Here is a 19,631-nt window from a genome sequence, read left to right as displayed (position 1 = left end):
ACAAAGGTACGATTTACTATAGTATTGTCCTTGCTCTGTTGAACAGGGTTATTTGAAACACGTAAGTAAAAGTAAAACTCCAGTTTGCCCTCCTTTTGTTGTGCCCTCTGCGTTTCCCTTAGATTTTCGTAACATTCAATAATTCAAATTCAAGCTTTCAGTGCATCGCATTCAGCGAAAAAATCAAAGAATTTAATTTATATAAGGGACACATTATGTCTAATAAAACAACGGGTCTAGTAAAATGGTTTAACGAAGAGAAAGGTTTTGGTTTTATTACCCAAGACAACGGCGGTGCAGACGTATTCGTTCACTTCCGTGCTATCGCTTCTGACGGTTTCAAAACCCTGGCTGAAGGCCAAAAAGTTTCTTTCGACGTTGAACAAGGCCAGAAAGGTCCGCAAGCGGCGAATGTCGTTGCACTTTAATGTCGAATTGTCTGGAATTTTCCGGATATAAAAAGCGCGCCCATTGAGGCGCGTTTTTTAATTGGTTTTTTAGTTGAAATAAAAAGTAGCATTAAATACTTTTGATAATATTTCGGTAGATTTTATTTTTTGAAAATTAAAAAATAATACTTTACAAAAAGTAAATTTACTATAATATAGTCCTTGCTCTGTTGAACAGGGTTATTTGAAACACGTAAGTAAAAGTAAAACTTCAGTTTGCCCTCCATTTGTTGTGCCCTCTGCGTTTCCCTTAGATTTTCGTAACATTCAATAATTCAAATTCAAGCTTTCAGTGCATCGCATTCAGCGAAAAAATCAAAGAATTTAATTTATATAAGGGACACATTATGTCTAATAAAACAACGGGTCTGGTAAAATGGTTTAACGAAGAGAAAGGTTTTGGTTTTATTACCCAAGACAACGGTGGTGCTGACGTATTTGTTCACTTCCGTGCTATCGCTTCTGACGGCTTCAAAACCCTGGCTGAAGGCCAAAAAGTTTCTTTCGACGTTGAACAAGGCCAGAAAGGCCCGCAAGCGGCTAACGTCGTTGCTCTTTAATGTCGAGTTATCCGGGATTTCCCTGATATGAAAAACGCGCCCTGGTGGCGCGTTTTTGGGTTTCTGGCGTTTAGAAAAAGTCTCGGTAGAGCATGTAAAGATGCGCTGCACTCCACGAGAAGTTGGATGCACCCTGTACCGCCCCAGTCTCCGGGTTGTAGTTTTCCCGGATCGCCCCATCTGCTGTCATGCCTTCTGCGTTTTCAAACAACTGGTGGGCCATCTGTACCGCTTCCGGGCCGTAGCCATATTTTTCCATCGCTTTCACGCCAAAGTAGAACTGATCCAGCCATACACGGCCTCGCCAGTAAATATCCTTGCCGTAAGCTGGGTTAGTCTGGCTCGCGGTGGGCAGTGAAATGCCGTAGCCCGGGAATGCCTCTGAGGTTGCAAACTCTTTCGGGTCGGTCATGGTGCGGATCACGCTGTCAGCATGTTCCTGTGTTGCTGCGCCATTAAACAATGGCCCCCAGCCTTCAGGTCCCCGTCCGCGTTCCACCAAAGGTTGGCCAGCACACATCACCCCATTCTTGTTATAGGCGGTGTCTTTACCGTTTTGGTCAACCATGCGGATGTCGTAGTAGAACCCGCTTGCTTCATCAAACATGCAGGTATTGATGTAGGTTTTGATCTTCTCTGCGCCAATGCGGAATTCTTCTGCGCGATCTTTGCCCTTAACCCCGGCAGACACCCGCTCTGCCATGTCGGCGAGATAGACGTTATCAGAGTACATGTAAGAGGCCTGATCGACTGACTCCTGCAGCATGGAGAAGCCAAGCAACTTGTCCGTTTCTTTATCGCGGTTTTCACCAAAACGGACCTGCCAGTCTTTACGGGCACGGTCAAGATTGCCATTGTAGGTTTTGTTTGCGTAAGCCTGGAGCTGGTCTTCATCGATAAAGCCAAAGCGGGCAGCGTTATCCATACCGGATTCCCAGCCTGCCGCTTCCTGCGCGCCGACATGGAGATCGGAGTAGATGACTTCGTCCAATACCCGGTTGTAGTTGTCCACGCCAATGACTCGGTACTTGTTCTCGCCGTTAACGTTACCAATCAAGGTGGCATTGTTGCCAAACTTGGTGGCGAGATTTTCTTTGGTTATCACTTCTACATACATCTGGCCATCATCGGTATTGTGGGCAGGATCGACAGCGGCACCGTACTCCGGCACGCCGTTGCCATTGTGGTCGCGGTTGGTCAGCCACCAGTCATGGTAGGCAACAAGCTTTGGATACATTTCGTCAATCCATGCCTGCGCATCAGAGGGGCGATTAAACTCATCGCGCAAGGCATGGTAAATCTCCATCACAGCCCATGCAGCCAAAGATGGCTTGGTGTTGCGTTCGTTCCAGTTTTCAGCGCCGGCACCACCGCGTGATTTCGGTGCGGTATAGGTCACCACGTCCAGAAGATACCCTTTGTCCTGCGGGCGGATAGGGTCGTTATCTTGCACCTGATACTGGAACACGGTACGGATATTTTCCATTGCCACATCCGGATTAAAGTGCGCCAGGGCATACGCTTGCTTCCAGGTATCCCATGGCCAGGTCAGGTTGCCGGAGAACCAACGTGCGGTCACCGATGGGGTCACGGTGTCGTGTTCAATGTCACCGGCGGCAGAGCGCCAGTTACCGTTCAGTGTCATCATCGCTTTTACACCGACACGTGCCTGTTCCTGGCTTGCGTGGGTATTCGTCAATCCACGTGTGAGGTAGTTTGTCCAACGCTGTTTTGTTGCCTCCATGTAGGTGTTGGGGTTTTGCAGGATATCCGCAATTTTTGAGGCTTCTTCTTTTACTTCCTGAGCATTGTGTAGGTAGGAAAATGTCGTGTAGAGCCGTTGTTCTTGACCGTGTTTTAACTGAAGTTGCGCGGTCTCTTTATAGGAAAGGCCATCAATGTGGGTTTGCGTGTCGACGGAGCGTGCTATCACAAAGGTTGCATCAGCATCGTTGCGAATGGCCCAGTTGTCTTTCATTTCATTACTGGAGATAGAAAGGCCAAGGTCTGATTTTTCAATGCGGCGGCCGTACTCTGGGTACTGCTCGTCCACGGTTTTCTCGGGGGCGGTTGAGATGGCATGTGTCAGCAAAGTGCCTTGCCACTCGGCGGTAAATGTACGGTCCTGACCACTGAGATCGGACAATTTGGTTTCCAACAGTGATGTACGGTTTGTGGCAAAGCGAAGTGTCATGGTGACCAGTAAGGTGGGCGTTTTGAGCTCCTGAACCAGGGCATCCGGTGTACTGTAGAGGTTGGCGTCTGCAAGTGAGAGGTCTATCACATCACCCGATTCATTATCCGTCAGGATGAGCTTATCGAAAGTCTGATCTGACATGTAATGGGCGTATTCTTGAGTGACTTGCATGATGCCCCCCACTGCGCCATAGCCTTGTTCATCGGCAGGCAACAAGTGTCCATGCCAAGCACCGTTATCGACAAAAGCGTTGTACTTAAGATTGCTGTAGCTGTCGTAGTCGCGGAGGAACTGTGGGTTACCGTGACGGTTAAGAATATTGGTGTATTTATTAAGAGATACACTATTGTTAACGACGACATCGTTGTTGTTGCATCCCGCGAGTGCCAAAGAGAGAAAAATACATGCAGAAAGAGGGGCTAACTTAAACGTCATTCTTACACCTATCTATGATCCCAGGAGGTTTGGTTTGCCTAGAAAAATTGGCGGCAATCATAGAGTGGGTTATGGGAATGATTTGAAACGAAGATCACGGTGAAACGCTTTGTTACGCGAAATTACATTGCGTGATATGTCGCCTGGAAAGTAAATGAATGGCCAATTTATGTTGATAATAGATTGATTTTTAAAGACTTACATTTGGTGGTCTTGGATCCTTGGTCTGTGTTAGTACATGTTTCACCTTTATCGTTTTTGTAACGGCTGATGGTGTCTATCTGCTTCAAATATCTGTATAAATTTTTCAAAGTACTTATCTACCGCGGCAGCATTGTCTGTTTCTCCCATCGCTGTCAGCAACACGGTACCCACTTCACAGGTGCACAGTGATCCGTTTGGTTGGTTGCGACGCAGGGTGTAGCGGGTGGAAAGCCCCTCCGGTAGTTTTATCATAGGGGCAGTCTGGAGCCAGGGGCTCTGGCGCAGCATTTTCCTTGCCTGCTGCCAGGTGGCATCGAGAATGATGAAGTGGATGGGATTGGTTTCCGGTTTAGAAGTGTGCTGCGCGAGTGCGTTATCCAACGCAATAGCATGGTCTCCCGGAAACACCAGATATGTCTGTGTGGCAGAGTCTGCGAATAAAGTGAGCAACGCCGCTGGCGGTGCTTTGCGCTGCCAGATATGGCGTCTGCAATATGGCAGTGCCTTTTCGAGCAGTTGGCCTGTGTTGGTGGTGCGTCCGGTTTCTGTTTCATGCATTAAGAGCTCAATACGCACCTGGCTATTCAGTGTTGGCTCTTCACCGCAAAAGCAGTGGTAGTGAAAGCCGCACCCTGTGCAGGGGGCGGCTTTTTCTGGCATCCGGGAGTCTTTTTCCATTTATTTCAGCTCAATGCCTTCTTGCTGCGGGTAAATACCATCAACGAACAGGTATAGATCAGAGCTGTCAGGCAACAACACTTCCGGTGCAACCGATGGATTGCCCGGGTAGTGCGTACCGTTAAACATTAATACGCGGGAGGTCGCTTTTGCACCGCCACCCCCGACTGGCATGATGAGATTGTGCCAGCCGAGGCGGGTGGCGGCACTCATCTGAAACGGTAAGTGCACCAGGGTGATGTGGCTGTTAAAACGCCATTCATTGTTGTCGTTGGCAAACACCAACAGGGTGCAGCCGCCACTGCCGCACCAGTCAGTAAAAATCATCAGCTCATCTTGAAGGTCACCGTTCAGATCCTGCATCAGCCAGCGATAGCGGGTACCTTCAGCCTGTTTTACGCCGTCTTCACCAAGGTAGGCCTTGAATGCGGCATCGACTTTTTCATTGAATGCTGCGGAGCCTTTCACGCCAGTGGTGGCATTGGGCTGCTGGTGATTGCCGACCATCAACGACAGTGTAAGCCCTTCTGGCCCAAGGCTGTACTCCTGGCTATTGATGGTTTCCTTATCGGCATTCAGGGTGAACCCCTGGCGGGTAAACAGGCGCTCACTGACCAGGTATTGCCCTTGGTGCCGGGTCATCATCACCTGTACTTTGTTTTGGCTGGCCTGTTGCCAAATACCGGTTTCTTCCACTGTGTCTTCCCCTGCCTGAGTATACCGGGTGGTGGCAGTATGGTCGGGGTTGAGCGTCAGGGTGGTGGTCAGTGAATTGCCGCCGATATTGGTCACGCCCTGATATTCGCCGACCCAGTGCTGCGTTGGGTCATCAGCGGCCAGCGTCGCACAGCCGTTCAAGGTTTGATTGCCTTTGGTGAAGGTCGAGGCCCAGCCGTAAATGCTGTCGCTCATGGTGTCATTGCAAAGCGCTGGGCGCAGGGTAAGTGTCGCGCCATCTGCCCGGTAAACGCGGGCAGCGGAAGAGATGTCGTGCCCGATCAAGGTAAATTGCTCCGCTTCTACACCGGGCTGTTGGTACTTAAGTGTATTACCATCAATAGACACTGACCAGAAGGGCTCATTGCCTGATGCCACTGTACGGTTTCGAGGTTGGTTGCAGCCGTCGATTTCGACGGACATCAGGTTCAATTGTGTCACCTTGAACGTTGCCGGGTAATCAGCGGCAAAGCCATCATAGGCGGGCTGCACAAACTCACCGATCAGTTCGCCGTAGACATTCTGATACGGTCCCATGGTCAGTGCCTGCCCGCCTTGATCCAAGGTAGCCGGAAGATCAAGCCAATACTGAGTATTGCTGCCGCACGGGGTAATAGCACGAACTTCATGGCCGAGTGTCACTTCTCCACGCAGCATAAAACGTTGAGGCGTGGCACTGGTTTCTGCTTGCGGGGATACGTCGTCGGTGCTCCCCTGATCTACAGGGTCTTTAAGCGTGAAGCTGCAGGCAGACAGCAGGGCAGTCGCACAAAATAATCCCAGTGTGTGGGCAAAAGGGGGGTTTTGGATATTCAACAGACATTCCTCTTCTCATTCAGTGCCTGATTGGATTAAATCCCAACAGGATTCAAGGAAGCAACAGGGAAATTATGGCGTATTGGCTGATGAAAGCCGAGCCACAATAGCATGAGAATATCGCGATGTTAGAAAAGTGTGCATAAAAAAACGGCAGCAAGGGGGAGTGCTGCCGTTTGGGAATCTACCGCGCGACTCAGTCCAGTAGATGGGTTTCAAGGTAGTGAGCGACGGCCTCTTCTGCGTTACTGCCAATGACTTCGTTATCTGGCAGGGCTGCTTTTACACGTGGGTGTGCGGTTGCCATAATGAGGCCTTTTTTCGCCGCACCCAGCATTTCTACATCATTCATGCCGTCGCCAAACGCGATACAGTCGTCCAGGCTGAAGCCTTTGATTTCTGCGACCGCTTTGAGCGCTTCTCCTTTAGAGACGCCAGAGCCCATCACTTCCAGACAAAACGGGGTGGAAAAGGCCACACTGATGTTGTCACCAAAGGTGTCGATGAACGTTTTCTCATAACCCATCAGGTAATCATGGTCATGGCGGATAAAGAATATTTTTGCCACATCATCAACCGGTGGGTTATTGACGTCGAATTCTTTAAAACTGAAGCCTGAATCTTTGTGGTATTTCGCCAGGTCTTCATCCACGCGGTTCAGCAGCCAGTCATCTTCACGATAGATGTGAATAGTTACGGTTTCATCGTCTTTTACCATCTCTACCAGTTGGGCAACCACCGCAGGGTCAACGTTATGACTGAAGATCAGTTGGTCGTTTTCATCGTGCACCCTCGCCCCGTTTGACGTGATCATGCAGGCTGGGATGCCGACATTTTTGCGGATATGAGCCACATCGATGTGATGACGGCCTGTAGCGAAAACAAAGTGCTTACCTTTGGCATGTAAACGTTGCAGGACATCGCAGGTAAAGGGAGCGATAGTGTGTTTTGGCGTTAGCAAGGTGCCGTCGAGATCGGATGCAACGATGTTGTACATGGATACCTCAATAGGAAAGCAGAGATGCGTTAATGCTCTCAGTGTATCCAGAAAAAGGGGAAAGAAAAGGGATCAAAATGTCGGCGTTTATTTCCTGTTTCTGAAAAGCCGACATCTGTAGCCGGGGCTAGGCGGTTTACTCCTGTATGCTTTCACCGTTGAGGGTGTTAAAAAATTCAAGTATCAGGGTCAGGGATTTATCGCGAATAGCGTCAACTTCAAACAGCAGTTCATGGCGGGAGCCTGCCAGAATTTCAAACTGGATCGGCAGGTCTGCCGCCTGGCGGTTACGGTAGAACTGGAACATGGCCTGGTTGCAAACGACCTGATCGTAGGCCGCTTGCATCAACAGGATGGGGATCTCGATGTCGGTGGCCGCGTTACGTATGCGTCTGCAGGCCTCTATACTTTGCCAGATCCACTGGGCGCTGGGGCCGCCGACTTTTAGTGTCTCATCTTTCTCATACAGTTTGCGGAACCACTGGTAGCGGGCTTCAGATTGTGTGAGCAGGTTTTGTTTAAAAGGTTTGGCCCAGTAGGGCATCTGACCTGGTGCAAAACCGGCGGGGTGTTGCAACTTGGACAGCATCTGACACAGTGGTTTGGCGGTCACTTGCAGGGGCCGGGACAGGTTAATGCCGAACATCGGTGCGCTCAGAGCCAGTGCATCAATGGCGTTAGGCTTTCGTGCGGCATACAGGGTTGAGATTGCCCCGCCCATGGAGTGGGCCAGGATCATGCGTTGTAGATGGGTTTTCCGGGTGACAACCTCATTGATAAAGGTCTCGAGATCGTCCACATAATGATCGAACGCCACCACATGGCCGATGTCACTGCCGGTGACCAGACGCTGGCTATGGCCCTGTCCCCGGTGATCATAGCTATAGACATCAAAACCCTGATTGAAAAGGTCGAAGAAGAGTTCCTGATATTTTGCGACCCCTTCGATACGGCCATTGACCACCACAATTGCACGGGTGTGCTCTGGCTTAGTAAAGGCGCACCAGTTCAGGCGCAGTCCGTCTTGACCGACAAATTCCCCCCGTTGTCGGTTGGCCCAAAACGGCGCGATCGCCTTTTCCATGGTCTCTTTCAGTGCATCTTCGCGGGAAAATAAAAAAAGGTGTTCGATTGGCATGTGAATTCCGGCGTTGTTTTTTTATTAGCATACCACTGAATCGTCAATATGCCTGAGCACGTCATGCATTCTATCAATCGGTGAAACGTCACATTCAGTTGAAAAGAAAACAGCCGACAATGCTTGAAATGGATGTGGTGATCTTTAAAAAAGTTAATCAAGAATTGACGTTTGGCGGCTATATTTGTTTGCTTTCTGTTTGGTGGTGAAAATGTCACCATCAAATAAAAGATAATAATACACAAGAGACATATCAGACGATGGGTGAGCAAATACAGAAAAAAGTCTTTTATATCGAACTGTTGCGTGTTGTTGCGGCGCTTGCTGTTGTTGCTATCCATGTGCTTGGGCCTTACCGTTTTCTGGTGGGGGAAACCCCCTACGCTGATTGGGTTTCCGCCATTGCCATTAATGGTGCAAGCCGTTGGGCGGTGCCGGTTTTCATCATGATCACAGGTGCATTATTACTTTCAGACACTCGCCCTTTCTCGGTGGGGTATTTTGTCCGACGGCGGGTGATGAAGGTCTTGTTACCGTTTGTTACCTGGTCAGTTTTTTACGCGATATTGGCAGGAATATCATTACAACATGTAAATTGGGCAGAAACCGTACAGCGACTAATCGCCTTTCCTGTTGAAGAAACCTACTATCATCTGGGTTTTTTCTATTATTTTATACCGCTTTATTTTTTGGTTCCTGTATTACGTCCTGTTGCCCAGCGGGAAGATCAGGGACTCTTTCACGCTTTGCTCGGCTGCTGGCTGGTACTGTGCGCTGCGAGACTGACGGGGATGTCGCTGGGGTGGCTGGAAGACTTGGTGCTGTATGGCGGCTACCTGCTGCTGGGGTTTGTGCTTCACCAACGCAAACTGCCGTTGAAATGGTTGTTGTTTTTGGGCCTGTTGGCATTGGTGGCGACTGAATACACGGCGATTTCTGAAAGTGTCTCAAAAAACCGATACACAAATGCAGGCTGGTTCTCCTATAAAACCCTGAATACAGTCTTGATTGCGGCCATGGTGTTTGGGCTTTGCCAGCACTGGGCTGAGCGCATGTCTGAATCGGTCCGGCATGCAGTCACAACCATAAGCCGGCATTCGTTGGGGATTTACCTGGTGCATCCGGTGTTTTTGTGGCCGCTGAGGGAGCTGGCATTCACCCCTTCCATGGCCTGGTTGACGATCCCTCTGGTCACACTGGCCGTATTTGGGGTGTCTTACATGGCCAGTGTGGGGTTGTCAAAGTCACGTTTCACCGCATGGCTGGTGCCTTAAGCCGATAAAGTATCAATGGCGTTGCATTTTGGCAAAGTGAACAAACTGGGCACCGCGATAGGTTAAGGTGCCGTAATCGCCCGGATGCAGCGCATGGTAGTAGTGGATCCCGACCTGGAATTCGCGTTTGGGGCCACCTTCCATTGGTTCGACATAGATCCAGTATTCTTCGGGATCTTGATGTTGCTGCGGGTTGGGGATTGTGACGGCCTGCTTATCAAGAATACGAATATCAATCGTCCGCTCTTCAGCGCCTTGTCCTATCAGGTGCTTTTGCATGGTCAGTACAAAGTAAACGCCTGCTATCACCGCCAAGGCGCCTACAAGTAATAACACTGAAACTGGCACGGCTCTCTCCTTTTCTCCGGTAAACCACATTCCAACGCGCTGGAATGCGGCAGGGATACAGTCGGCAAAGTCTACTTCACACACGGTTTCTACAAACCCAACGGACGGAAATTTCGTGATCCACTGCACTTATACAGCGCAGGGATGGCGCTAACGTTAGTTAAAGTGCATTCTCACTTTTGGTGTTATGACGTAATCTAATGTCATGGGACGCATTGCATGCAAAGAGAAAGGAGGCCCTCATGGAGGATATTGCCATTGTCGTGAGACAAAGTCGGCGCCTGGAACGGCTTCTCAAAGAGCATTACCACGCCAAGGGGCGGGGATTACACGAGTTAGTGAGCAGTTGTCAGGAGCGTCTGCCACATGATGTGATTGCTAAACTGCGCTTTATTGCCACGGTGCGCAATAAAGCCGTGCATGAAGACGGTTATGAGGTCGATGATATGCGCGGTTTTATGAGTGCGTGTAAACAGTGTGAAAAAGAGCTGTTGCCGCGTAGTAGCCGGACCATGTGGCGGATTGCCCTGTTTCTCATCTTTGCGGTCACTGCTGGGGCGGTGTGGTTTTACGTAGAAAACTGGCGCCATATTGTTGGTCAGTAACATGAGATGAAACACGATTCTCCATGATTTTTCTTTTTCTCGAGACTGAGCGTAACGCATTAAAATACATCGCCTTTTAGGCAGGCAGTGCAAAGAGACTGGCGTGTTTTTTCTGCCTTGTTCGCTTTCTGAGAGGTAGGCAGTAGACTTTCCATCTTGCATCTCTAGACTTGGTTGGCTCGCAGTTTAGAGGAACACATCATGTTGAGTTGGGTTGCCGTCTGTTTTTCCGGCTTACTGCATATCAATGCGGCTTACAAAGGGCCACAATGGCAGTTCTACCTGTGCAAACCACTGACCATCGCGCTGATGATTACTATTGCGGTGATGGGCGGAGAGAGCAACATTTATACCCACCTTATTCTTGCCGGGCTGGTATTTTCCCTGCTGGGAGATGTCTTTTTGATGTTGCCTAAAGACCGTTTTGTTCCCGGTCTTATCAGCTTTCTGGTCGCCCATATCCTTTACAGCATCGCTTTTTGGCAACAGTTTGAGGGGGCGATGGTCTGGTGGTTACCCTCCCTGATTGGTGCTGCAAGTGTGATTATTTTCCTGTTGCTGCTTCCCAACCTTGGCACTTTGCTGATCCCGGTGGGTCTTTACATCGCTGTGATTGCCCAGATGGCCTGGGGAGCGGGTGAGTTCTGGATGAATGCCCATTCGCAGGCTGCGGCCTATGCTTTTGGTGGGGCACTGCTATTTATGGTGTCAGATACGGTCTTGGCGTTTGATCGCTTTAAAGGTCCGTTCAAAACATCGGTACTGCTGATCATGAGTACCTACTTTTTTGCTCAGGGACTGATCACGCTGTCCGTGTTGTCATAGGAGCCTTATATGTCGTGGGTACAAGTGTATAGCGCCAGTAATTCACTTGAGGCACACAGTTTGAAAGGCATGCTGGAGAGCATGGGGATTGAGGTGGTATTGAAAGGGGAATCCCTTGCCAGTGCGACGGGAGAGTTGCCGGTCGATGTGATTGCGGTGACGTTATGGGTTGAAGAGTTGCGAGAGAAGAAAGCTTTGGCGGCATTGAAAGAGTACGAAGCGCAGGGGGATACAATCTGGTTTTGTTCAGGTTGTGGTGAAGAGAACGGGGGAAGTTTTGAACTATGCTGGCAGTGCGGCTCACCTCACAATGGATCGAAACCTTAACTCAAAGCACAATAAGCTTTGCGCCATATCATGTTGTTACCGGCGAAGCTGTGATTTGATATGCGCGTTTTTTCACTGAGCGGAGACAACATGTCTGCATCTATTCATGTCCACGAGATCTTAAATCATCTCAAGCAGCAACCTATGTCTGAACAGGCACTAGCGCACTGGGTTGAGAGTCAATGGGGCACAGAAGCATGTTTTCACACCTGCAGCCGGCAAGCGCTTTCCTTCAGTGAAGTGCTCACGTTTTTGCGTCGCCGCAAGAAAATCATTGAGGAGATGGGTACCCTCTCCGTCAACGAAGCGCGGGTTTGCAACCACTAGGGCTGTTTTAATCGACAAAAGACAAAGGCCTCTGTCGAGACCTTTGTCATTCTTGTCGGATATGTTATTGACTGACCATATACTTACGGCGAATGTCGAGCAGGGCAAAAATGCCAAACAACAGGATTGACCACTTTTCCCACTTCGTCATAGTGATTTTGTCACCGAAGGCACCGATAAAAATCAGCATCTGCAGGCCGTGCATACAGAACAGGAAGGCGGTCATGATATAAAGCGCCATCGCGGCAACCCCGGGAAAGGGATGGACGATATTGGCAATCAGGACAAACCAGACAAAGCCGATGGCCGCTTTTGCTAACAGGATGAGTGCTTTCATTTTTCCTCTCTTTGATACAGCCGGAAACTGACTTGCCCGGCATGCTTTTCCTTAATCATGTCCCAGTGCGCCGGCACGACCGGTTGTCCCAGTTCTTTCTCTGCCTCAATGTAGACCAGCGCGTTGTGGCTTAGCCACCCATTGTGCTCAAGTTTGTTGATCACATCACCCAGCAAGTCTTTGCGAAATGGCGGGTCAATAAAGACCACGTCAAACGGCTGCCCCTGATTGGAAAGATAGGTCAGGGCATCGGTATTGTGTACCGTAGCGTTCTCGGCTTTCAGCGTGTTGAGATTCTGGCGGATTTGCGTCGCCGCGCCTTTATCCAATTCCAGCAAGGTGACGTGCCCTGCATGGCGGGACAAGGCTTCAAGGCCCAGCCCACCACTGCCTGCAAAGACGTCCAGGCAGCGTGCCTCATAAAGGTCTGCGGCCAGCCAGTTGAAGACCGTTTCTTTGACGCGGTCTGTGGTCGGGCGCAAGCCTTCCACGTTCTTTACCGGCAGCTTACGGCCTCGCCATTTGCCGGAAATGATGCGGACAAAACCAGTGCCGCCTCCTGTATTGGCCGTTGAAGCGTGTCTGCGACCCGTGTTCCGGTTCGCAGGGTTTTTAGGGTTACGTCTTACCATAGATTTTTTGACCGCTAAGAAGGTGTTAGACTATACGCTTTCGGTAATGGCACTGCATTCCCCCAATCTTATTCAGTTAGCGACGTAAGGGCTTTCGGCTCCTTTCGCCGGAGTGGCTGCGTCGATGAGGTATGCATGTCGCGCCGTTACACCACTGCACTCGCTGGGGAGCAGTGTTCACAGTTTCTAGATCAGCTCGTGGTTACCGGGCTGATTGTACCAATCAAGCTTTAGGATTTGCCAATGGCAGAAAAAAAGAAACGCGGATTTATGTCCTGGCTGGGTTTCGGCCGAAAAAATGACGAACAAGAAGAACAGCGAAAAGCCGAGGAAGCACGCCTAGCAGCAGAAGCCAAAGCCCGCGCTGAAGAAGCAGCCCGCCAGCAGGCAGAGGCCGAAGCCAAGGCCCGCGCTGAAGAGGAAGCCCGTCAGCAGGCAGAGGCCGAAGCCAAGGCCCGCGCTGAAGAAGCAGCCCGCCAGCAGGCAGAGGCCGAAGCCAAGGCCCGCGCTGAAGAGGAAGCCCGTCAGCAGGCAGAGGCCGAAGCCAAGGCCCGCGCTGAAGAGGAAGCCCGTCAGCAGGCAGAGGCCGAAGCCAAGGCCCGCGCTGAAGAAGCAGCCCGCCAGCAGGCAGAGGCCGAAGCCAAAGCCCGCGCTGAAGAGGAAGCCCGCCAGCAGGCAGAGGCCGAAGCCAAAGCCCGCGCTGAAGAGGAAGCCCGTCAGCAGGCAGAGGCAGAAGCCAAGGCCCGCGCCGAAGAAGAAGCCCGCCAGCAAGCAGAGGCCGAAGCCAAAGCCCGCGCTGAAGAGGAAGCCCGTCAGCAGGCAGAAGCAGAAGCAGAAGCCAAAGCAGCAGAAGAAGCTGCACGCCTTGCGGCTGAAAAAGCTGCGAAGGTTGAGCAGGAAAAACCGAAAAAAGAGGGGTTCTTTGCCCGCCTGAAACGTGGCCTACAGAAAACCAAAGTCAATCTGGGCGCAGGATTCTTTGGATTGTTCAGCGGTAAGAAAATCGATGATGAGCTGTTTGAGGAGCTTGAAGAACAGCTGCTTATTGCTGATGTCGGCATGGACACCACCACCAAAATTATTAATAGCCTCACCGAAAAAGCCTCGCGCAAAGAGCTGAAAGACGGTGAAGCACTTTACGGTATCCTCAAGCAAGAGATGGCAGACATCCTGAGCAAGGTGGAAAAACCGCTGGAGATCGACAGGAAAGATGGCCCGTTTGTCATCCTGATGGTAGGCGTAAACGGCGTGGGTAAAACCACCACTATCGGTAAGTTGGCCAAGCAGTTCCAGCAGCAGGGTAAGTCTGTCATGCTGGCCGCCGGTGACACGTTCCGCGCAGCCGCAGTCGAACAGCTACAAGTATGGGGTGAACGTAATAATGTGCCTGTGATTGCCCAGCATACCGGGGCGGACAGTGCATCAGTGATCTATGACGCGATAGAAGCGGCAAAAGCGCGTAATGTTGATGTGGTGATCGCCGATACGGCAGGCCGCCTGCAAAACAAAGCCAACCTGATGGAAGAGCTGAAGAAAATCGTCCGGGTGATGAAAAAGCTCGATGAAAATGCGCCGCATGAAATCATGCTGACCATTGACGCTGGTACCGGCCAGAATGCCATCAGCCAGGCGCGCCTGTTTAACGACATCGCTCCACTTTCTGGCATCACCCTGACCAAACTGGATGGCACGGCAAAAGGTGGCGTGATCTTCGCGGTGGCTGACCAGTTCAATATCCCGATCCGTTATATCGGTGTGGGTGAAGGCATTGACGATTTGCGTCCGTTCGTGGCGGAAGAATTTATCGAAGCTCTGTTTAGTCGGGAGGACTGATAGGCGTGATCCATTTTCAGCAGGTAAGTAAGGCCTACCGTGGTGGGCAACAGGCACTGCAAAGAGTGAGTTTTCACTTACCCAAAGGTGATATGGCGTTTTTGACCGGTCACTCAGGGGCAGGGAAAAGCACCCTGCTGAAATTGCTGTGCGCGATTGAGCGGCCAAGCGACGGGAAAATCCTGTTCAATGACCATGACATCTCACGTATTGCGCGCAAGGACATTCCTTTCCTGCGCCGCCATATCGGGGTGATTTTCCAGGATCATAAACTGCTGATGGACCGAAGCGTGTTTGACAACGTGGCACTGCCACTGCGCATTGAACAGGCCAGCGAGAATGACATTAAAAAGCGTGTTTCGGCCGCGCTGGATAAGGTTGGACTGCTGGATAAAGCCGGTTGCCTGCCTATTCAGCTCTCCGGTGGTGAGCAACAACGCGTCGGCATTGCCCGTGCTGTCGTGAACCGTCCTATGGTGCTGGTTGCCGACGAGCCGACCGGCAACCTGGATGCCGAGCTGTCACAGCAAATCATGGAGCTGTTCCTCCAGTTTAACCAGGTGGGAGTGACCGTCTTGATGGCCACCCACGATACATCGCTGCTCAACCGCTATGACATGCGCCGGTTTGAACTTAACCAAGGGCATCTTTCGGAGGTGGTCCGTGGCTAACTTTCTTTCACTGCATAAGCAGCAAGGCCGTCAGGCTTTTAACGATCTGATGGCTAAGCCATTGGGCAACCTGCTGACCATTCTGGCGCTGGCGTTTTCGCTCGCGTTACCTGCCACTCTGTACATGCTGGCAAAAAACGTCATGTTGGTGACCCAAGAATGGCAGGCTCCAAACCAACTGACGGTGTACCTCAATCCGGTGTCAGAAAACCGCGCAGAGGCGTTTGGCAAAACGTTGGCCGGTTGGCCGGACGTGGCGACCGCCGAGTATATTTCGCCGGAACAGGGGCTCACCGAGCTTCGGCAGATCCAGGGTTTTGAAGAAGCGGTCAGTCTGTTGGATGAAAACCCGCTGCCAGCAGTGGTGGTGGTGACCCCATCCTCTGACCGGGCTGAGGATGTGACTGCGCTGGCTGCCAGGCTGCGAGCTGCCCCTGAGGTAGAAGAGGTGCGCCTCGACAGTGACTGGTTGCAGCGTCTTTCTGCGATTGAGTCTCTGGTGCTGACATTAACCTGGGTGTTTTCCGGTCTGATGTTAATGGCCGTATTTCTCATTATCGGGAATACCTTGCGTTTGCAGGTTCTGAGTCAGAAAGAAGAAATCCAGGTGATGAAGCTGGTTGGGGCGACGGACAGCTATATCCTGCGTCCGTACCTTTATACCGGTGTGTGGCTGGCACTGGCTGGGGCACTGGTGGCTTGGATTGTTGCTACGATCAACGGCTTGCTTTTGGATGCTGCTGTCGCGAAATTGGCTACACTGTATGACAGTGGTTTCCGCCTGGCGGGCCTCCGCCTGGATGAAGGTTTGATTCTGTTGATGGTGGCGGGCTTGATAGGGCTTCTGGCTGCAAAGCTTGCAGCCACAAAACATTTACGGGAAATTGAACCTGTTTAATAAATGAAGGTCACAAAAGGGTGCCTACTTGCAGTTTTTTTGAACTTAAGTAGAGTATGACGGTTGCCCTGAGGGCAACACAATGTTCGATACATTCGAAAAGAGGTGAAAATGACAGCAGAGATGTATGCACTGGCCCCCATCTCCCAAGATAGCCTGGACAGCTATCTGCAGCAGGTAAACAGCTACCCAATGTTGACTGCTGATGAGGAGCGTGAGCTGGCAGAACGTCTGCACTACGAGGAAGACTTGGATGCAGCAAAAAGCCTGATCCTGTCTCACCTGCGCTTTGTTGTTCATATTGCCCGTGGTTATTCCGGTTACGGATTGCCAATCTCTGATCTTGTGCAGGAAGGGAATATCGGCCTGATGAAGGCGGTAAAACGCTTCAACCCGGAAGTGGGTGTGCGTTTGGTGTCTTTTGCGGTTCACTGGATTAAAGCAGAAATCCACGAGTACGTGTTGCGTAACTGGCGTATCGTGAAAGTCGCGACCACCAAAGCTCAGCGCAAGCTGTTCTTCAATCTGCGAAAATCGAAAAAACGTCTGGGCTGGTTCAATGCCGAAGAAGTGAATATGGTTGCTGAGCAGCTGGGGGTGGATGCAGCAGAAGTGCGTGAGATGGAATCCCGTCTTGCTGCGCAGGATGCAGGGTTTGACGCTGGCGTCGGTGATGACGAGCGCGAAGGTGGTGCAGTTGCACCGGTTTTCTATCTGGAAGACAAAAGCTCAGATATTGCCACCAACCTGGAATCCCAAAATTGGGAGGACCATACCAATCGTCGTCTGGCGCAAGCCATGTCGGGTCTTGATGCGCGCAGCCAGCATATCATCCGTTCACGTTGGCTGGATGATGACAATAAGGTGACCTTGCAGGAGCTGGCTGATCATTATCAGGTCTCAGCAGAGCGTATCCGTCAGCTTGAAAAGAATGCGATGCGTAAATTAAAAGATGCTGTGGGTGATGCCCTGTAATCGCCCGTTATCGAGACAGAAACCGGCCATGTGCCGGTTTTTTTGTCTCTGTTAATTCGTCAATATGCTCCTCCGGGAAATGTTTTCCACAGCTTTATTACGATCAACACTACATATTGTGGATCCTTCATCGTCGAGCTACTTTATCAACGCAATCCACAGTTTTTTCCACAGGTGGTGATAATTTACACAAATCCCTTAAGATCTCTGTGGCCTGCTGAAGAAAAAAGTCATGTACAATGCCGTTTTACGTGTCTTTGCGGGTATTACGGCGAGGATACGTTGATTTATCTGGATTAACGGGAGTGGAATAACCCATGGAACAATTTGCGCATATCTCTGTGGTGGATGCGTTGGCGATGCTGGAAAGTGACGATCATCACGCTGTGATGGTGGACATCCGGGATCCTCAATCATTTCAGCTATCTCATCCACAGGGGGCATTCCACCTTACCAATGATACCATTGTACAGTTCATGAATGAGGTTGATTTCGAGCAGCCTGTGCTGGTGATGTGTTATCACGGCGTCAGCAGCCAAGGGGCGGCGCAATATTTGATCAATCAGGGTTTTGAGCAAGTGTACAGTGTGGATGGGGGTTTTGAGGCCTGGCGCCGACAGTCCTTACCGGTGGCATCGGGCATCTGATTGCGAATAACGAAGAGGTACTATGATAAGGCTGACTGCACTTTCCAATCCCAGGGCCGCACAGGCGTTTATTGATTACATGGCATCACGGAACATTGCTATTCACATGATGCCGGAAGGGGAAGGCCAGTTTGCCTTGTGGCTGGCTGATAGTCAGCATCAGGTTGAGGTAGAAGCGGAGCTTGATACTTTCCTGCAAAATCCCATGGCTGAAAGATACCAGGCTGCCTCGTGGGAGATGGCGGAAAGCCGCACCGCCCAGTTTTTCTATCCACGCCAAGGGTTGCTGGCGTCACTGAAACAAAACGCAGGTCCGTTTACGCTGGCCGTGATGGTGGTTTGTATCGTGGTGTTTGCTGGGCTGACGCTGGGCTTGGGTAACGACGTGTTTTCGCTGCTGCACTTCCCGGCAACAGAGGCGCAGCAATGGCAGCTCTGGCGCTTGTTTTCCCATGCGCTGCTCCATTTCTCTGCCACCCACATTGTGTTTAACCTGCTGTGGTGGTGGGTACTTGGCGGCAAAATTGAACAGCACAGTGGCAGCACCAAGCTGATGTCACTGTTTCTCCTCACTTCCCTCTTTTCCGGCCTTGGCCAGTATGTTTTCGACGGCCCTGCGTTTGGCGGTATGTCCGGGGTGGTCTATGCGCTGCTGGGCTATCTGTGGCTAATGGGCGCACTCGCGCCGGAGCGTGGGCTCTCTATTGAACCGGCTTACGTTGGCTTTATGCTGCTTTGGCTGGTGGTGGGCTTTTTCGAACCGTTTGGTATGGCGATTGCCAACATGGCGCACCTGTTTGGTTTGGTGTCCGGCTGTGTGCTTGGCTTCATCGACGCCAAATTGAGACACCTACGCTAACCTTGATCACCCCTTGGGTGCTCGGATTGGCATTCCCAGTGTAGCCACGTAAACTGTGGGCAGTTTTTACTTTTGCGCAGGGGATGCCGTGAAACAAACATTACGTCACCGGGAAATACTCGATCTGGTCCGAAGCAAGGGTTACGTCAGTACTGATGATCTGGTGGCCCACTTCGATGTCAGCCCCCAAACCATCCGTCGCGATCTCAATGAGCTGGCGGCAGAAAACAAAATTCGCCGCCAGCATGGCGGGGCAACCATTCCCTCCAGCTCTGTGAATACCGCCTATGATGCCCGTAAGGTCATGCAGCTGGATGCCAAAAACCGTCTGGCACAAGCGCTGGTGGCACACATTCCTGATGGCGCCACCCTGTTTATTGATATTGGCACCACCCCTGAAGCGGTGGCCCGCGCTTTGTTGAATCACCAGGATTTGCGCATTGTTACCAATAACCTCAATGCCGCCAGCATCCTAATGGCGAAAGAAGATTTCCGCATCATCATGGCGGGTGGGGAAGTGCGTAACCGTGATGGCGGGATCATGGGGGAGGCGACGCTGGATTTCGTCTCCCAGTTCCGTCTCGACTTTGGCATTCTCGGGATCAGCGGTATCGACCACGACGGCAGCCTGCTTGACTTTGACTACCACGAAGTGCGGGTAAAGCAGGCGATTATGCAAAACAGCCGTTCTGTGATGCTGGCGGTTGACCATACCAAATTTGGTCGCAACGCCATGGTGAATGTCGGTGATATCGCACAAATTGATATGTTGTTCACCAATGCCCCATTGCCAGAGCCGTTACAGGCCAGAATGCAAGAGCTTGAAACCTTGGTAGAAATGGTCGAATGAATATTCTTTCTATTATCGAAACCGCCGTATGG

Annotated in this window: 22 protein-coding genes; 14 read left to right on the top strand and 8 right to left on the bottom strand. The window is 51.1% G+C overall.

From position 1 onward, the window contains the following. The first annotated feature begins 215 nt into the window (after positions 1-215). Both cspE (VHA_RS03050) and cspE (VHA_RS03045) read left to right on the top strand, forming a co-directional pair. Positions 216-428, top strand: a complete 213-nt coding sequence (cspE, locus tag VHA_RS03050; RefSeq protein ID WP_005501719.1) for a transcription antiterminator/RNA stability regulator CspE — start codon at positions 216-218, stop codon at positions 426-428. Between the two features lie 368 nt (positions 429-796). Then, complete coding sequence (gene cspE / locus VHA_RS03045) at positions 797-1,009, top strand: transcription antiterminator/RNA stability regulator CspE (protein WP_005501719.1); 213 nt, start codon at positions 797-799, stop codon at positions 1,007-1,009. 70 nt (positions 1,010-1,079) lie between these two features. On the opposite strand, the gene ygjK is transcribed toward cspE (VHA_RS03045), so the two are convergent. The 5 genes from ygjK to VHA_RS03020 all read right to left on the bottom strand — a co-directional run bounded on the left by ygjK (position 1,080) and on the right by VHA_RS03020 (position 8,191). Beyond that, complete coding sequence (gene ygjK / locus VHA_RS03040) at positions 1,080-3,641, bottom strand: alpha-glucosidase (RefSeq protein ID WP_040528067.1); 2,562 nt, start codon at positions 3,639-3,641, stop codon at positions 1,080-1,082. 249 nt (positions 3,642-3,890) lie between these two features. Beyond that, positions 3,891-4,523, bottom strand: coding sequence for a tRNA-uridine aminocarboxypropyltransferase (locus VHA_RS03035; protein WP_005501717.1), 633 nt, complete (start codon positions 4,521-4,523; stop codon positions 3,891-3,893). Beyond that, on the bottom strand, positions 4,524-6,056 hold the full coding sequence (locus tag VHA_RS03030) for a COG3650 family protein (RefSeq protein WP_005501716.1): 1,533 nt from the start codon (positions 6,054-6,056) through the stop codon (positions 4,524-4,526). Positions 6,057-6,252: 196 nt separating this feature from the next. Beyond that, a complete protein-coding gene (locus VHA_RS03025) occupies positions 6,253-7,053 on the bottom strand; it encodes a Cof-type HAD-IIB family hydrolase (RefSeq protein WP_005501715.1) in 801 nt (266 codons plus the stop codon). 136 nt (positions 7,054-7,189) lie between these two features. Next, the gene (locus tag VHA_RS03020) at positions 7,190-8,191 is read right to left on the bottom strand and encodes an alpha/beta fold hydrolase (RefSeq protein ID WP_005501712.1); all 1,002 of its coding nucleotides are present in this window, start codon (positions 8,189-8,191) and stop codon (positions 7,190-7,192) included. Positions 8,192-8,463: 272 nt separating this feature from the next. Between VHA_RS03020 and VHA_RS03015 the strand changes: the two genes are divergently transcribed. Next, positions 8,464-9,465 carry an acyltransferase gene (locus VHA_RS03015; protein WP_040528112.1) on the top strand — a complete coding sequence of 334 codons (1,002 nt, stop codon included), beginning with the start codon at positions 8,464-8,466 and terminating at the stop codon, positions 9,463-9,465. 12 nt (positions 9,466-9,477) lie between these two features. Here the strand turns inward: VHA_RS03015 and VHA_RS03010 are convergent, their stop codons facing one another. Further along, on the bottom strand, positions 9,478-9,813 hold the full coding sequence (locus VHA_RS03010) for a DUF2500 domain-containing protein (RefSeq protein WP_005501708.1): 336 nt from the start codon (positions 9,811-9,813) through the stop codon (positions 9,478-9,480). Between the two features lie 242 nt (positions 9,814-10,055). Here VHA_RS03010 and VHA_RS03005 point away from each other — a divergent pair, with 242 nt between their 5' ends. The 4 genes from VHA_RS03005 to VHA_RS02990 all read left to right on the top strand — a co-directional run bounded on the left by VHA_RS03005 (position 10,056) and on the right by VHA_RS02990 (position 11,897). Then, positions 10,056-10,418 carry a hypothetical protein gene (locus VHA_RS03005; RefSeq protein ID WP_005501707.1) on the top strand — a complete coding sequence of 121 codons (363 nt, stop codon included), beginning with the start codon at positions 10,056-10,058 and terminating at the stop codon, positions 10,416-10,418. A gap of 201 nt (positions 10,419-10,619) precedes the next feature. Continuing rightward, on the top strand, positions 10,620-11,243 hold the full coding sequence (locus tag VHA_RS03000) for a lysoplasmalogenase (protein ID WP_005501706.1): 624 nt from the start codon (positions 10,620-10,622) through the stop codon (positions 11,241-11,243). A gap of 9 nt (positions 11,244-11,252) precedes the next feature. Then, entirely contained in the window at positions 11,253-11,570 is a 318-nt protein-coding gene (locus tag VHA_RS02995) for a putative signal transducing protein (RefSeq protein ID WP_040528065.1), read from the top strand. 90 nt (positions 11,571-11,660) lie between these two features. Then, positions 11,661-11,897: a YecH family metal-binding protein gene (locus VHA_RS02990; RefSeq protein ID WP_005501704.1), complete on the top strand. Its 237-nt coding sequence runs from the start codon at positions 11,661-11,663 to the stop codon at positions 11,895-11,897. 64 nt (positions 11,898-11,961) lie between these two features. Here the strand turns inward: VHA_RS02990 and VHA_RS02985 are convergent, their stop codons facing one another. Together VHA_RS02985 and rsmD are read right to left on the bottom strand one after the other, a co-directional pair. Next, positions 11,962-12,234 carry a DUF1145 domain-containing protein gene (locus VHA_RS02985; protein ID WP_005501703.1) on the bottom strand — a complete coding sequence of 91 codons (273 nt, stop codon included), beginning with the start codon at positions 12,232-12,234 and terminating at the stop codon, positions 11,962-11,964. Next, entirely contained in the window at positions 12,231-12,866 is a 636-nt protein-coding gene (rsmD, locus tag VHA_RS02980; protein ID WP_005501702.1) for a 16S rRNA (guanine(966)-N(2))-methyltransferase RsmD, read from the bottom strand. The genes VHA_RS02985 and rsmD overlap by 4 nt, the downstream gene beginning before the upstream one ends. Before the next feature lie 243 nt (positions 12,867-13,109). Between rsmD and ftsY the strand changes: the two genes are divergently transcribed. The 7 genes from ftsY (at position 13,110) to VHA_RS02945 (ending at position 19,599) form a co-directional block, all read left to right on the top strand. Further along, the gene (gene ftsY, locus VHA_RS02975) at positions 13,110-14,699 is read left to right on the top strand and encodes a signal recognition particle-docking protein FtsY (protein WP_005501700.1); all 1,590 of its coding nucleotides are present in this window, start codon (positions 13,110-13,112) and stop codon (positions 14,697-14,699) included. Between the two features lie 5 nt (positions 14,700-14,704). Continuing rightward, a complete protein-coding gene (gene ftsE, locus VHA_RS02970) occupies positions 14,705-15,370 on the top strand; it encodes a cell division ATP-binding protein FtsE (protein ID WP_005501697.1) in 666 nt (221 codons plus the stop codon). Then, a complete protein-coding gene (ftsX, locus tag VHA_RS02965; RefSeq protein WP_005501695.1) occupies positions 15,363-16,268 on the top strand; it encodes a permease-like cell division protein FtsX in 906 nt (301 codons plus the stop codon). The genes ftsE and ftsX overlap by 8 nt, the downstream gene beginning before the upstream one ends. A gap of 111 nt (positions 16,269-16,379) precedes the next feature. Continuing rightward, positions 16,380-17,243 carry an RNA polymerase sigma factor RpoH gene (gene rpoH, locus VHA_RS02960; protein ID WP_005501693.1) on the top strand — a complete coding sequence of 288 codons (864 nt, stop codon included), beginning with the start codon at positions 16,380-16,382 and terminating at the stop codon, positions 17,241-17,243. Positions 17,244-17,560: 317 nt separating this feature from the next. Next, positions 17,561-17,890, top strand: coding sequence for a thiosulfate sulfurtransferase GlpE (gene glpE, locus VHA_RS02955; RefSeq protein WP_005501680.1), 330 nt, complete (start codon positions 17,561-17,563; stop codon positions 17,888-17,890). A 22-nt stretch (positions 17,891-17,912) separates the two neighbouring features. Further along, positions 17,913-18,749 (top strand): rhomboid family intramembrane serine protease GlpG, encoded by an 837-nt coding sequence (gene glpG / locus VHA_RS02950; RefSeq protein ID WP_005501679.1) that lies wholly within the window; start codon positions 17,913-17,915, stop codon positions 18,747-18,749. Between the two features lie 88 nt (positions 18,750-18,837). Beyond that, entirely contained in the window at positions 18,838-19,599 is a 762-nt protein-coding gene (locus VHA_RS02945) for a DeoR/GlpR family transcriptional regulator (RefSeq protein ID WP_005501678.1), read from the top strand. The last annotated feature ends 32 nt before the right edge of the window (positions 19,600-19,631 follow it).

The organism is Grimontia hollisae CIP 101886 (assembly GCF_000176515.1).
In the GTDB taxonomy this organism is placed as follows: domain Bacteria; phylum Pseudomonadota; class Gammaproteobacteria; order Enterobacterales; family Vibrionaceae; genus Enterovibrio; species Enterovibrio hollisae.
Note: the sequence above shows the minus strand (reverse complement) of the source record. Positions and strands in the feature narration are given on the sequence as shown.

Bases quoted from the DNA above. Each gene is read 5' to 3' on its own strand.
- cspE (WP_005501719.1), top strand. From the start codon at position 216: ATGTCTAATAAAACAACGGGTCTAGTAAAATGGTTTAACGAAGAGAAA.
- cspE (WP_005501719.1), top strand. From the start codon at position 797: ATGTCTAATAAAACAACGGGTCTGGTAAAATGGTTTAACGAAGAGAAA.
- ygjK (WP_040528067.1), bottom strand. From the start codon at position 3,641: ATGACGTTTAAGTTAGCCCCTCTTTCTGCATGTATTTTTCTCTCTTTG.
- VHA_RS03035 (WP_005501717.1), bottom strand. From the start codon at position 4,523: ATGGAAAAAGACTCCCGGATGCCAGAAAAAGCCGCCCCCTGCACAGGG.
- VHA_RS03025 (WP_005501715.1), bottom strand. From the start codon at position 7,053: ATGTACAACATCGTTGCATCCGATCTCGACGGCACCTTGCTAACGCCA.
- VHA_RS03020 (WP_005501712.1), bottom strand. From the start codon at position 8,191: ATGCCAATCGAACACCTTTTTTTATTTTCCCGCGAAGATGCACTGAAA.
- VHA_RS03005 (WP_005501707.1), top strand. From the start codon at position 10,056: ATGGAGGATATTGCCATTGTCGTGAGACAAAGTCGGCGCCTGGAACGG.
- VHA_RS03000 (WP_005501706.1), top strand. From the start codon at position 10,620: ATGTTGAGTTGGGTTGCCGTCTGTTTTTCCGGCTTACTGCATATCAAT.
- VHA_RS02995 (WP_040528065.1), top strand. From the start codon at position 11,253: ATGTCGTGGGTACAAGTGTATAGCGCCAGTAATTCACTTGAGGCACAC.
- VHA_RS02990 (WP_005501704.1), top strand. From the start codon at position 11,661: ATGTCTGCATCTATTCATGTCCACGAGATCTTAAATCATCTCAAGCAG.
- VHA_RS02985 (WP_005501703.1), bottom strand. From the start codon at position 12,234: ATGAAAGCACTCATCCTGTTAGCAAAAGCGGCCATCGGCTTTGTCTGG.
- rsmD (WP_005501702.1), bottom strand. From the start codon at position 12,866: ATGGTAAGACGTAACCCTAAAAACCCTGCGAACCGGAACACGGGTCGC.
- ftsY (WP_005501700.1), top strand. From the start codon at position 13,110: ATGGCAGAAAAAAAGAAACGCGGATTTATGTCCTGGCTGGGTTTCGGC.
- rpoH (WP_005501693.1), top strand. From the start codon at position 16,380: ATGACAGCAGAGATGTATGCACTGGCCCCCATCTCCCAAGATAGCCTG.
- glpE (WP_005501680.1), top strand. From the start codon at position 17,561: ATGGAACAATTTGCGCATATCTCTGTGGTGGATGCGTTGGCGATGCTG.
- glpG (WP_005501679.1), top strand. From the start codon at position 17,913: ATGATAAGGCTGACTGCACTTTCCAATCCCAGGGCCGCACAGGCGTTT.